The organism is Salinisphaera shabanensis E1L3A (assembly GCF_000215955.2).
Taxonomy (GTDB): domain Bacteria; phylum Pseudomonadota; class Gammaproteobacteria; order Nevskiales; family Salinisphaeraceae; genus Salinisphaera; species Salinisphaera shabanensis.
Genome location: NZ_AFNV02000037.1, coordinates 15259 through 27672 on the forward strand (window position 1 = coordinate 15259; position 12414 = coordinate 27672).

The following is a 12414-nucleotide window of genomic DNA, read 5'->3' on the forward strand; positions in this document are numbered from 1 at the left end:
CAAGGGGAATGAGCGACAATCGTCACGGTAACCAGGGCGGACCGAATCCGTCTGAAGAGCAACTCACTCGGCAGGGCGCCAGCCGGCGCGCCTTTCTCGGCAACTCAGGCAAGCTGGCGTCGCTAGCCACGGTTCCCGGCCTGATCGGTGGCATGGGTGCGGCGGCCTGGGCACTGAAACCGGTCACCGCAACGGCCGCCAGCGGCGAGAACTCGGGCACTGTCGCCCCAGGCGAACTCGACGACTATTACGGCTTCTATTCCAGCGGCCAGACTGGCGAAGTCCGTGTCTACGGCATTCCGTCGATGCGCGAACTCATGCGCATCCCGGTTTTCAACCGCTGCTCGGCGACCGGCTGGGGCCGCACCAACGAAAGCCTCAAGATACTGCGCGACGGCCTGACCGACCAGACCAGGGCCTATCTGGACGAGTACGGCGAAAGCCGTCACGGCGTGTGGGTCAACGGTGACGCCCACCATCCGCATCCGTCCTACAAGGACGGCACCCATGACGGGCGTTATCTATTTATTCAGGACAAGGCCAATAGCCGGGTCGCACGCATCCGGCTGGACGTGATGAAGTGCGACAAGATCGTCGAGGTGCCCAATGCCACCGCGATGCACGGCATGCGACCACAGAAGGTACCGCATACCAAGTATGTGTTCGTTAACGGCGAACATCGCATCCCGCTGCCCAACGACGGCACCAACATGGACGCCACCGACGACTATCGCGCCGTGTTTTCGGCCGTGGACGCCGAAACCATGACCGTCGCCTGGCAGGTCATCGTCGATGGCAACCTCGATAACAACGACTGCGACTATCTCGGCAAATACACCTTCTCCACCTGCTACAACTCGGAGGGTGGTGTCACGCTCCGTGAGATGACCGCCAATGAGCAGGACTGGGTGGTCGTGTTCAACATCAAGCGCATCGAGGAGGCGGTCAAGAACGGCAATGCGAAGATGATGAACGGCGTGCCTGTCGTCGACGGCCGGCACGGCTCGAAGCTGACCGCCTATATCCCGGTTTCGAAAAGCCCGCACGGTATCAACACCGCGCCGGACAAGAACCACGTGGCGATCAACGGCAAGCTCTCGCCCACTGTGTCGCTGATGGACGTGCGCAAGCTCGACGACGTGTTTGCCGGCAAGATCGAGCCGCGTGAAGCGATTGTGGCCGAGCCGGAGCTGGGTCTGGGCCCGTTGCATACCGCCTACGACGGTCGCGGCAACGCGTATACGACGGTGTTCATCGACAGTCAGATCGTCAAGTGGGATATGGAAAAGGCGATCCGGGCTTATAACGGCGAGGAGGTCAACCCGATCATCCAGAAGCTGGATGTGCACTATCAGCCCGGCCACAACCATACGTCCATGGGCGAAACGCTCGAAGCCGACGGCAAATGGATGGTCTCACTGAACAAGTTCTCCAAGGATCGGTTCCTGAATGTCGGCCCGCTCAAGCCCGAAAACGACCAGCTCATCGACATCTCCGGCGACGAGATGAAGCTGGTTCACGACGGGCCGACCTTCGCCGAGCCGCACGACATCAGCATCGTACGCGCGGATATCGTCCAGCCCTCGCGCGTATGGGACCGTGACGATCCGATATTCGCTCCCGCACGCGAGATGGCCGAAGCTGACGGCCTAGAACTGCGTGGCGCCAGCAAAATCGTGCGCGACGGCAACAAGGTCCGTGTCTACATGTTCTCGGTGGCCCCGGCGTTCAGCATGAACGAATTCCGGGTCAAGCAGGGTGACGAGGTCACGGTCATCGTCACCAACATGGACTCGATCGGGGATCTCACCCACGGCTTCACGCTGGAGAACTACGGTCTCGCCATGGAGATTTCGTCACAGCAAACGTCCTCGATCACCTTCACCGCGCATCGGCCCGGGGTGCACTGGTACTACTGCCAGTGGTTCTGCCACGCCCTGCATATGGAAATGCGCGGGCGCATGCTGGTGGAGCCAAAGGAGGCCTAGTCTTGGCCCGAGGCAACCACCAATCCAGTCCAGCAGGGCGGGCCTTGGGGCTCGCCTTGCTCCTGTGGGCGGCGGTCCACACGCTGCCCGGCATCGCGCAAAGTCGGCCGACGCTGGCCGAACGCATCGGGGCGGCTTCCGAGGGGGACGTGATCCATCTGAACGCCGGCATTTACCACGGCCCGGTAACCATCGACAAACGTATCGTCCTGCAGGGCGAAGAGGGTGCGATCGTCGAGGGCGACGGCGAATCCAGCGTGATTACCGTTTCGGCCGCCGGCGCCGAGGTGCGCGGACTCACCATCACCGGCTCGGGTCTCAGTCTGCAGGCCATGGATTCAGGCGTCGTGCTCCATGAATCGGCGCGCGGCGCGGTGGTCGCCAACAACCGCATCGAAAACAACCTGATCGGCGTGCATATCGAGGGCGCGCCGGACAGTCTCGTCAAGAACAACACGATCCTGGGCCGACGGGATCTGCGCGTCAACGAGCGGGGCAACGGCGTATATCTGTGGAGCGCGCCCGGCGCGCGGGTGATCGGCAACGCCTTCCGCTACGGTCGCGATGGCATCTTCACCACGACGAGCACGGACAACGTCTTTGCCGACAATCGTTTTCGGGATCTGCGCTACGCGGTCCACTACATGTATACCGAAGACAGCACGGTTCGCGATAACGTCTCGGTAGGCAACCATATCGGCTACGCGATTATGTATTCCTCGCGTATCGAAATTCGCCGAAATATCTCGCGCGGCGACCGCGACCACGGCCTGATGCTCAATTTCGTCAACTACAGCACCGTCGAGGACAATGCCGTGGTCGACGGTGGCAAGAAGTGCGTGTTCATCTACAACGCCAATGCCAACGAGTTTCGCGGCAATCGTTTCGAGGGCTGCGATCTGGGCGTTCATTTCACTGCCGGTTCGGAACAGAACACGCTCGTCGGCAACGCCTTCATCGGTAACCGTACCCAGGTGAAATACGTCGGAACGCGCAACCTGCGCTGGACCGAAGACGAGCGTGGCAACTACTGGAGCGATCACGCCGCTTTCGACCTCGATGGCAATGGCATCGCCGATCAGGCCTATCGACCTAACGGTCTGGTCGACCAGATCATCTGGCGCATGCCACAGGCCAAGCTATTACTGTCCAGCCCGGCGGTGCAGCTGCTGCGCTGGGCCCAGGCCGCGTTCCCCGCGATCCGACCGGGCGGTGTCGTGGACACTGCACCGCTGATGCGTGCGCCGCAACTGCCGGCCTGCGTCAACCGAGAGCTGAATCGATGAGCGAAAACGCGATCGAACTGCAGAGCGTGGAAAAGCATTATCGCGGCTTTACCGCGCTTGGGGGTGTCGATCTGACTATAGAGCGCGGTGAGATGCTGGCATTGCTTGGCCACAACGGTGCAGGCAAGACCACGCTGATGAAGATCCTGCTTGGGCTGACCCGAGTCAGCGCGGGTCGCGTACGCGTGCTCGAACAGCCGCCGGCGACTTCAGGCGCGGTAGCGTTGCGTGCGCATATCGGTTTTTTACCGGAAAACGTGGTTTTTGCCGGCGGTATGACCGGCCGCGAGATCCTGCACATGTTCGCGCGCCTCAAGGGTCAACCGCGTGCGAGCGCCGACTCGCTGCTCGAGCGCGTGGGATTGGCCGGCGCGGCCGATGGACCCGTACGCACCTATTCGAAGGGCATGCGTCAACGCCTGGGTTTGGCCCAGGCGCTGATCGGCTCGCCGCGCCTGCTGCTACTCGACGAGCCCACGACCGGTCTGGACCCGACCTTACGGCAGGCGTTCTACGCCATTCTCGCCGACATGCAGCACGAAGGCACAACGATTCTGATTTCCTCGCACGTGCTCACCGAGCTGGAGACGCGCACCGATCGCATCGCGATCATGAACCGCGGAAAACTCGCAGCCTGCAACACCCTTGATGGTCTCTATCGTGAAGCCGGCCTGCCCGTACGGGTGCGCGTCGAAGTGGATGGCGCCGACACGGCCGCGCGAGTCGCGCAGGGGCCGGAGTGCGTGCTCACCCACAGTGACCGCCGCGTAGAACTGGCGATCGCGCCCGCGGACAAGCTGGCGACCATACGACGCCTGAGCCAGATGGAAGACCATAGAATTCGCGATCTGCAAGTGTTCACGCCCAGCCTCGATGCGGTCTACGATCATTTCGGTAGCGTACGGAGCACATCGGTATGAATCCGATCGTCACGATAGCGGGGCGCGAGATCCGCGCCGGGCTGCGAAACCGCTGGGTCGTGGCCGCTACCGGCCTGCTGGCCGTTCTCGCGCTGGTGCTCGGCTTTCTGGGCAGCGCGCCTGCCGGGGAGGTCGACGCCGGCGCGCTGACGGTGAGTGTGGTGTCGCTATCGTCGCTGTCGATCTACCTGCTGCCGCTTCTGGCGCTCCTGTTGACCTACGATGCCCTCGTCGGTGAACTCGAGGACGGAACCCTGATGCTGCTGCTGGCTTATCCGGTATCGCGCTGGCAGCTGATCACCGGCAAGTTCATCGGGCACGCCGCGATTCTGGCCTTCGCCACGATCGTGGGCTTCGGCTTGGCCGGCGTGGCGATCGCGGCCACCGGCAGCGTTGGCGACCAGGGCGTGCGCGCTTTCGCTGCGCTGCTCATCTCCTCGGTGGCGCTCGGCTGGGTGTTCATCGGTGTGGGCTATCTGATCAGCGTGCTGGTACGCGAGCGCAGCACCGCAGCCGGTTTGGCGGTGGTCGTCTGGCTGCTGCTGGTCGTGCTCTACGACATGGCTCTTCTGGCCACGCTGACCGCGACCGGCGGCGAAAACATCATCGGCCAGGCGGTACCGGCGCTGCTGCTGTTGAACCCGGCCGATGCCTATCGGCTGTTCAATCTGTCCGGGCTCGCCGAGGTCGCCAGCTTTTCCGGGTTGGGCGCCGCCGGCGGCGATATCGCGCTGGGCTGGGCCTTGGTCTCGCTCCTGGGTTGGCTGGTGGTGCCGCTGGGTTTGACCTGGCTGATATTTCGACGACGGGAGCTTTGAAATGCGGCGATTTAGGCCTTGCTTGAGTCTTGCGGTCACGGTGCTTATAACCGCCATGCTCCTATTGCTGGCTGCCTGTCAGGGCGAGGGTGCCGACCAGCCGCGTGCCGAGGCGGTGTCGCCTGATCGCGAGGCCATGACCTACTACGGGCGGATGATCCTGGTCGATCACCGTGGCCCGAAGGCCCAGATTCACCTGCAATCGCGCGACGCGCCGCTGTGGTTTTCACAGGTGCGCGACGCCGTCGCCTTCACCTTGTCGCCGGAAGAGCCCAGCGATATCGCGGCGATTTATGTTACCGACATGGCCCGCGCCGACGGTTGGGATCACCCGCAGCACTGGATAGCCGCGCAAGACGCGACCTACGTTATCGACAGCGACCGCCGCGGCGGCATGGGCGCGCTGGAGGCCGTGCCGTTTTCCAAGCGCGACGCTGCCGAGGCTTTTGTGACCGAGCACGGCGGCGAGGTCATGTCGTGGGCAGACATTCCGGAAGAATATATTTTCGAACGCTCCATCGAGGCGGTTGAGTCACCGCGGATGATGCAACATGATCACTAATACCGGTCGTGACGAATAAATCGTTGCCCATGGAATAATATGGCCAAACGTTACTCGCGACGAAGAAATGACGGCACGGTCGAGTATTACGACTCGCCGGAAGAGGCACAGGCGGCCCGCCGGAACGACTTCTACGAGGATATCGCGGCGCGCTTCCTGCTTGCCGGCTTTTTGCTCGGAGGCATCCTGGCGTATGTGAGTATCGATGTATTCGGCTTTTCCTACTGGCCGAAGGCGGCGCAGTTCGGCTGGGTCGTCGCGGGCGCGGTTGGCTGCGCTGCCGTCAGTGCCGCGCTGTCTAAGATCCTTTATAAGATACTGATTACACTTTTAGCGATCGGGATTGTATTCGGAATCGGCATGCTGTTGTGGGCTTGGCTGTAGGCGGTGAAAGCATTCCGCCCCCGTGAGCGCGGCGCGTTTGCCAGACCTCCATGCCATGCCTGCGGTAGCCCTAGCGGACAGCGCCAGGCATTCGCCGGCTTGCGGTGCCTGAAAACGGCTCGCAAGCGAAAGCGAATCGAGCCGAGTGCCTGTCACGGTCTGCCGGTTATTGTCGGGGCGCTCTTCAAGGGTGTCGATCGGCTCCGTTACCAAACATTCGCGCCTGCGAAGCACCGCTCACGATAGCTGTTCGACGCGGACCACCGCGTGGCACCTGGTTTGCGCAGCTTTCGAATCAGTGGGTTAATCGCGGTCTTTATCGCTGGACGATGCCGGGTCGGGGTCGCCTGCTGCAGTTCGACCCGAGCGCCAGCGGCCACGAAAATACGGTTCGGGCAGGGCGCCGCGATCGCTGCAGTTCCGGTTGCCCCGGTTTCGACATCCGGCGACCGTATCCCGCCGGCGTGTCACGTCGTGAATACGGTCCGCGGCATCGGGCCGAGCGCCGCAAAACGGGTCGATATGCGCGGGCGGTTTCGATCGCTATTCAGGCCGGTTCTGGTGCGAGTGCGTCGTCCGACCATCGCGTAAACTGCCGCTGATTACCACTATTCGGCTCATTCGGAAGGTTCACCATGAAAAAGTTATTAGCGCTAGCGTTTTTTTCGCTGACTGCCTCGGCAGCCCAGCTGGAGACGCCGAATTACCTGATTGATATTACAGTGGCTTGTGCCGAAGGCAACATCTCGTGCGACCGCGTCGTGTATGAAGGCCGTAGCAAGGAAAGCGGCCGGACAATCACGCTGGACGGCCGGACATGGCATACCCGGTGCGCGGACGGCGCCACCCCGTGTCGTTTTCTCGGATATCGGTTCGACAACGGGGATACAACCTATTACGTCCACGAGGATGGTCGTCTTCAGGTAATTCGTGGCTGTGATGACGTGCTCGTCAACGAACAGGGCACATGGCGGTACTAGCCCCACAGCCAGGGCAGGGCATGTGGGGGGCACACGAGATCCTGCACATTTTCGAAATGCGGCGATGGCGTCACCGGTTGCTGTCGGCGCACGATACGGGGTTTACGAGCGGCCGATGCCGCTGTAGCGGCTCGACTCGACCGATTGAGTAACGCGCTCGACCACTATGAAATCGCCTTACGCGGCCGATAACGAGGAGACGGTCGGGTAAAGTCGAGGCTGGATGTCCACGATCGCGCAAATGCCGGCTTGGCGCGCCGGCCGCCGGGCCTGCAAATCGGCACGACAGCGGCCATGGGCGAGGCAGGGTGTCGCAATACGGCAGAAGCCAGCTCAAGCGGGGGAAAAGGTGAAAGACGACAAGAACGCGGACGTGGCCGAGTCGGGCCGTACTGCACACGCGCGTATCGTCGACAATGAACCGGTTTACGGTGGCGCATCGGACCCGCCCGAGCTGAAATCGCTCGACGCCCGCGTGGGCGAGCTGCTTCGCTCGGAGCTATGGGAGGATTCGTACGAGGAACGCTACGATCGCTTTACCCGGCTTGTCGGGCGCATATTTGATGCGCCCGAGGCTTTAATCGTGCTGTTCGACGAGGCCCAGTATTCGTTCAAGTCCCGCTTCGGCTTTCAGCTGGGCACGGCGCGAGCGGAAATCGAGCTCTGCCGACAGACGGCCGACTATCGCGATGTATTCGTGATCGAGGACATGCACGGTGAAGGCTCGAAGTCCCAAGACGCCGGGGACGAACAGGCGCGCAATATGCGCTTTTTTGCCGGGCGTGCATTGCACACCGATGCCGGCGCAGTCGTAGGCTGTGTTGCGCTGCTCGATTTCAAGCCGCGCGCGTTCGATGTCAGCGCCCGACAAACCCTTGCCGAGATTGCGCTTCTGGTCGAGGAAGAGTTCACGCTCAATGAGGCGCTGGCGTCCACGCGTGCGGGTATGGCCGAGCTGCTGGATCGGGATGCCGCGTTGCCGTCGGCGACCCATATCATCGCCTACGAAAAGATCGAACTGCTGGCCGAACAAGCCCGCGATGGGCGACGTAAGCTCGGCATCTTCTATCTCAGCGTCGACAATCTGTACGACATGTCGCTCGCCTACGGCCCGGGCCGTATCCAGGCGATGATCAATCGCTGGATGGACGACCTGCGCGATAACAACGACAACCTGATTTATATTGCCCGTCTGACGGAGCGAGGTTTCGTCGGTGCGTTCGAGTTCGATGGCTCGGTGCACGCGGCGCGGCGCCATTGCGAGCAGCTTCGCGCCCGGGCGCAGTGCGAGATAGCGCACGAGGACGTGCACTTTTCATTCGAGGCGAGCTGCGGGTTGTGTGTGCATCCCGACCACGGGGACTCCGGTGTGGCACTGATCGGCCGTGCCCAGCTTGCGCACGAAAACCAGAGCTGGGCAGGCGATACGGCGCTGTTCAATGCCGCGATCGCCAAGCGTTTTCGTCGTCAGGCCGCGCTGCGTACCCGCTTCGAATCCGCCGTTCGCAACGGTGACGTGACATTCCACGCCCAGCCGATTTTTGCGAATGCGGATCAGTCGCTGATGGGGGTCGAACTGCTTGCGCGTTGGCAGGACGCGGAACTCGGCGAGGTCAGCCCAACAGAATTCGTGCCGGTGATCGATCCCGAAAAAGGCCCGCGCCGAGCGCTTGTTGCCTATGCACTGGATAGTGCGTGCCGATACATCGCGGCCTGGCAGGCGGCTTCGCGATTCGTGCCGTACGTGACGATCAACGTACCCGGCGCGGAAGTGTTGCAGCATGATTTTCATGACCTGATCGACGCCACGCTCGCGCGGCACGATGTCGAGGGCCGGCATCTGGTCTTCGAGTTGACCGAGCGAAGCGTAATTCGCGATTTCGAACGTATGGCCCGTGGCCTGCGCCGGCTCACAGAAACCGGCGCGCGTATCGCGATCGACGATTTCGGCAGCGGATATTCGTCGATCGCGTATCTCACCCGTTTGCCGGTTTCGATCGTCAAACTCGACAAGCGCGTGGTTCAGCATATCGAGCACGAAGGCGCCGCACACGAGCTGGCGCGAGGCATCGTCGCACTGGCCCACGGCCAGGATCTTCTGGTGGTCGCCGAAGGCGTGGAAACACAGCAGCAGTGGGACAGAATTCAGACGATGGGGTGTGAATATGTTCAGGGGTATCTGCTCGAACGCCCGATGCCCGAGCCCGCGTTGTTCGAGCTGGTCGAACAGCATCGGGCCGGCTCGGCGAAGCACGGCGATAACGAGCGGGCACCCGAGTAGCGACCGCCGCAGTGACGCCGGTCGCGCCATGCGGGATGCTTCAAGGCTCATTGCGTGAAATCTCCCGCGCGGGCGTGCGCTAAAACATTTTCTGCAAACTGCAGATAGTTCAAAATACCTGCCCTCGATCGTGACAGCGCCCCGAGTGCCGCCCCCATGCTCTATACCCTGATCCTCATTGGCCTGATTGCCTTTATCGTATTCGCGACCTCGGGGCTGAAGCTGCATCCGTTTCTGGTGCTGTTGTTTGCCGCCCTGATCGGGGGGCTGGCTTATGGCGTGCCGGCAATGGATGTCGTAGAGGCGATCGGCAAAGGTTTTGGGGGCATTCTGGGCAGTATCGGCCTGGTGATTGTTTTCGGCACGATCATCGGCGTGATTCTGGAGAAGAGCGGGGCGGCGCTGACCATGGCGGAAACGATCATCCGCTTGCTCGGGCAACGCTTTCCAACGCTGACGATGTCGCTGATCGGGTATCTCGTATCGATTCCGGTGTTCTGTGATTCCGGTTACGTCATTCTCAACTCGTTGAAGAACGCAGCCGCCGCGCGCATGAATGTGTCGGTCACCGCGATGAGCGTGGCACTGGCGACCGGTTTGTACGCCACCCATACCTTCGTGCCGCCGACACCGGGGCCGATCGCGGCCGCCGGTAATCTGGGCATCGGTAGCAATCTCGGACTCGTCATTCTGTTGGGCGCGATCGTCGCGCTGATTACGGCGATGGCCGGCATGCTTTGGGCAAACCGCTTTCTCGGCCGGGACGATGCGGATGCCGGCTTGTTGACCGAAGATGCCGAGGCCTTGAACGCCGAGGATGCGTTCGCCGCGTTCAGGGAAAAACACGGCGCGCTACCGGGCGCCTTCGCTGCGTTCGCGCCCATTCTGCTACCGATCGTATTGATTTGCCTGGGCTCGGTCGCTGCGTTTCCGTCAGCGCCACTGGGCGAGGGCGGTGTCGCGAGCGTGTTGGAGTTCCTCGGCAATCCGCTGGTTGCATTGGCGCTTGGGCTGGTCGCGGCCTTTCCGCTGTTGCCGACCGTCAAACGCCGCGACGCACTTGAAGAGCGCGTGAGCGCCGGTATTGCCGCAGCCGCGCCTATTCTCATGATTACCGGCGCGGGCGGCGCCTTCGGTCAGGTCCTCAAGGCGACGCCGCTGGCTGATTTCATCGGCGAAACCCTGTCGACGCTTGGCATCGGTATCTTCATGCCATTCGTCGTGGCCGCGGCGCTCAAGACCGCACAAGGCTCGTCCACCGTTGCGCTGGTGGCCACCTCGGCGCTGGTGGCGCCATTGCTCGGCGATATCGGACTCGATAGCGAGATAGGCCGGGCACTGTGTGTGCTCGCGATCGGCGCTGGCGCCATGACGGTTTCGCATGCCAACGACAGCTTCTTCTGGGTCGTGTCCCAGTTCAGCCGGATGCCGGTTGCGTTGGCTTATCGCGCGCAGACGCTGGCCACGCTGATTCAGGGCGTCGTCGGTATTCTGGTGGTGTGGCTGATGTCGGTTGTTTTGATGTAGTTCCGGCAAGCAAATGCTGCGTTTAGCCTAAGCGAGCGTTTAGCGAGCGTTTAGCGAGCGTTTCATGAATGCTGGCGTACTCAATCGTCGAGTACTGCTGCTCGAAGCGGTGGTGATCGGGTTTCCGCTCACAGTCAGCATCGGTATTGGCGCGTTTGTGGCGTCGATCGGTCTGCTTCCTGCCGTTCTACTGCCCAGCGATTGGCGGCTCACCGCGTTTCTCGCGTGGCTTGCGGCGTCGGGTTGCGCTGTCGGTGTCTACGGCTATTGGGCACTGCTGTCTTGGTTGCAAGGCTGGTATAGGGCCTCGGTATTAGCTTACTGGATCGCGCTCGCTAGCCTGCATATTGGTTTGATGACGATCTCCGGTTTACTGATGCACGATTGGGTACGCGCGGAACTGGGGTCGATGCTCATAGCAGGTTTGGCTGTTGGGTCGCATGTGACACTTTCCGGCTGGTGGCGTGTGTTACCCCGTGGGTTGTGATTTGCTCCTTGCCGGCGGGCTGGCGCCACTGTGTAGATGGGCGCTCTCTAAATCGGGCCAACGGAGGTAGTCTGGATCGTCGAAAACTGTCTCGGCTCACCGAGGCTCAACCGAATGCGTCACAAACAATCGCTCCCACCCCATATCGAAGCCGACGACCGCGTCATCCTGTTCGACGGTGTTTGTCGACTGTGCAATGCGTGGTGTCGGTTTATTCTAAAATACGACACGCAGCGCCGCTTCAAGATGGCATCGGTGCAGTCGCGCGAAGGCCAGGCGATTCTTGCGCATTTCGATCTGCCGACCGATCGATTCGACACGATGTTGTATGTCGAGGGCCGCAACGCCTATGAACGCTCAGATGCGTTCCTGCGTGTGGTCGTCCAGCTCGGCGGGGTCTGGAAGCTGTTTGCCGGGCTTCGCCTGTGCCCGCGAGTGGTGCGCGATTTCGTCTACGACCGTATCGCGCGTAACCGCTATACGATTTTCGGGCGTTACGATCAGTGCGTGTTGCCAAGTTCCGATCATGCCGGCCGCTTCCTAGACGCGGATGGGTGAATTGGAGCGGATCAACCGCGGCGCACGCTATGCACTGGCGTTCGTCTTCGTCTATCACGGTCTGGTCCCCAAAATCCTCTGGCTCGATCCGTTGGAAACAGCGTGGGTCGCGAACCATGGCATTCCCGTACCGGCAGGCGTGTTCGCGCTGCTGGCCGGTCTCGTCGAGATTGCGGTCGGGTTGTCGATTGCGTGGCGACGCCGTTCGCTTGCGCCGGTTTATATCGCTGCGGTTTTGTTGATCGCGCTGCTGCTTGACGCGGCCCTGTTTGTGCCCGCTACGCTCACCGGTGCGTTCAATCCGGTCACAACCAATATTGCAGCGCTTGCGCTGTGCCAGGTGATATACAGCAGCCAACGGGCGCCCGCACGCTGACAGAATTTGCACGCGGCACATCGAATGAACCGCATGCGACGTTTCATCGCAACATCTTCATGCGGCATCATCGCGGTCTTTCCTGTGCGGGGCAGCGGTTTGGAAAGCACAATGACTAACAGGCAGCGTCTGAGCCGAGATTTCCTGGCCGGCACACAAACCGTGCTGCCGGTGTTGATCGGTATCGTCCCGTTCGCCTTGATCGCGGGCATGGTCGCCGTGCGTCTAGGTGTGTAAACCCACCAGG

General features: G+C 61.7%; 13 protein-coding genes. All 13 read left to right on the top strand.

All coding sequences use genetic code 11. The features are described 5' to 3' along the window. The first annotated feature begins 8 nt into the window (after positions 1-8). The 13 genes from nosZ to SSPSH_RS17300 all read left to right on the top strand — a co-directional run bounded on the left by nosZ (position 9) and on the right by SSPSH_RS17300 (position 12404). Complete coding sequence (gene nosZ, locus SSPSH_RS17235; protein WP_006915220.1) at positions 9-1988, top strand: TAT-dependent nitrous-oxide reductase; 1980 nt, start codon at positions 9-11, stop codon at positions 1986-1988. A 2-nt stretch (positions 1989-1990) separates the two neighbouring features. Next, entirely contained in the window at positions 1991-3274 is a 1284-nt protein-coding gene (locus SSPSH_RS17240; RefSeq protein ID WP_021031946.1) for a nitrous oxide reductase family maturation protein NosD, read from the top strand. After that, positions 3271-4194, top strand: a complete 924-nt coding sequence (locus SSPSH_RS17245) for an ABC transporter ATP-binding protein (RefSeq protein WP_006915218.1) — start codon at positions 3271-3273, stop codon at positions 4192-4194. The genes SSPSH_RS17240 and SSPSH_RS17245 overlap by 4 nt, the downstream gene beginning before the upstream one ends. Then, entirely contained in the window at positions 4191-5012 is an 822-nt protein-coding gene (locus tag SSPSH_RS17250; protein WP_006915217.1) for an ABC transporter permease subunit, read from the top strand. The genes SSPSH_RS17245 and SSPSH_RS17250 overlap by 4 nt, the downstream gene beginning before the upstream one ends. A 22-nt stretch (positions 5013-5034) precedes the next feature. Beyond that, positions 5035-5574, top strand: a complete 540-nt coding sequence (locus SSPSH_RS17255) for a nitrous oxide reductase accessory protein NosL (RefSeq protein ID WP_206772398.1) — start codon at positions 5035-5037, stop codon at positions 5572-5574. A gap of 39 nt (positions 5575-5613) precedes the next feature. Beyond that, a complete protein-coding gene (locus tag SSPSH_RS17260; protein WP_006915215.1) occupies positions 5614-5958 on the top strand; it encodes a hypothetical protein in 345 nt (114 codons plus the stop codon). Between the two features lie 635 nt (positions 5959-6593). Further along, positions 6594-6938 carry a hypothetical protein gene (locus tag SSPSH_RS17270; protein ID WP_006915214.1) on the top strand — a complete coding sequence of 115 codons (345 nt, stop codon included), beginning with the start codon at positions 6594-6596 and terminating at the stop codon, positions 6936-6938. Between the two features lie 349 nt (positions 6939-7287). Beyond that, positions 7288-9219 (top strand): GGDEF domain-containing phosphodiesterase, encoded by a 1932-nt coding sequence (locus tag SSPSH_RS17275; protein ID WP_006915213.1) that lies wholly within the window; start codon positions 7288-7290, stop codon positions 9217-9219. A 156-nt stretch (positions 9220-9375) separates the two neighbouring features. Continuing rightward, positions 9376-10746: a GntP family permease gene (locus SSPSH_RS17280; RefSeq protein ID WP_006915212.1), complete on the top strand. Its 1371-nt coding sequence runs from the start codon at positions 9376-9378 to the stop codon at positions 10744-10746. Positions 10747-10810: 64 nt separating this feature from the next. Next, positions 10811-11233 carry a hypothetical protein gene (locus SSPSH_RS17285; RefSeq protein WP_006915211.1) on the top strand — a complete coding sequence of 141 codons (423 nt, stop codon included), beginning with the start codon at positions 10811-10813 and terminating at the stop codon, positions 11231-11233. A gap of 114 nt (positions 11234-11347) precedes the next feature. Continuing rightward, complete coding sequence (locus SSPSH_RS17290) at positions 11348-11791, top strand: thiol-disulfide oxidoreductase DCC family protein (protein WP_006915210.1); 444 nt, start codon at positions 11348-11350, stop codon at positions 11789-11791. Further along, the gene (locus SSPSH_RS17295) at positions 11784-12167 is read left to right on the top strand and encodes a DoxX-like family protein (protein ID WP_006915209.1); all 384 of its coding nucleotides are present in this window, start codon (positions 11784-11786) and stop codon (positions 12165-12167) included. Before SSPSH_RS17290 ends, SSPSH_RS17295 begins: the two co-directional genes overlap by 8 nt. 33 nt (positions 12168-12200) lie before the next feature. After that, positions 12201-12404, top strand: a complete 204-nt coding sequence (locus tag SSPSH_RS17300) for a hypothetical protein (protein ID WP_152522859.1) — start codon at positions 12201-12203, stop codon at positions 12402-12404. Positions 12405-12414: the final 10 nt, after the last annotated feature.

Excerpts from the sequence above, each read along its gene's own strand:
- SSPSH_RS17285 (WP_006915211.1), top strand. The coding sequence starts at position 10,811 with ATGAATGCTGGCGTACTCAATCGTCGAGTACTGCTGCTCGAAGCGGTG.
- SSPSH_RS17295 (WP_006915209.1), top strand. The coding sequence starts at position 11,784 with ATGGGTGAATTGGAGCGGATCAACCGCGGCGCACGCTATGCACTGGCG.
- SSPSH_RS17300 (WP_152522859.1), top strand. The coding sequence starts at position 12,201 with ATGCGACGTTTCATCGCAACATCTTCATGCGGCATCATCGCGGTCTTT.
- SSPSH_RS17250 (WP_006915217.1), top strand. The coding sequence starts at position 4,191 with ATGAATCCGATCGTCACGATAGCGGGGCGCGAGATCCGCGCCGGGCTG.
- SSPSH_RS17270 (WP_006915214.1), top strand. The coding sequence starts at position 6,594 with ATGAAAAAGTTATTAGCGCTAGCGTTTTTTTCGCTGACTGCCTCGGCA.
- SSPSH_RS17245 (WP_006915218.1), top strand. The coding sequence starts at position 3,271 with ATGAGCGAAAACGCGATCGAACTGCAGAGCGTGGAAAAGCATTATCGC.
- nosZ (WP_006915220.1), top strand. The coding sequence starts at position 9 with ATGAGCGACAATCGTCACGGTAACCAGGGCGGACCGAATCCGTCTGAA.
- SSPSH_RS17290 (WP_006915210.1), top strand. The coding sequence starts at position 11,348 with ATGCGTCACAAACAATCGCTCCCACCCCATATCGAAGCCGACGACCGC.
- SSPSH_RS17260 (WP_006915215.1), top strand. The coding sequence starts at position 5,614 with ATGGCCAAACGTTACTCGCGACGAAGAAATGACGGCACGGTCGAGTAT.
- SSPSH_RS17280 (WP_006915212.1), top strand. The coding sequence starts at position 9,376 with ATGCTCTATACCCTGATCCTCATTGGCCTGATTGCCTTTATCGTATTC.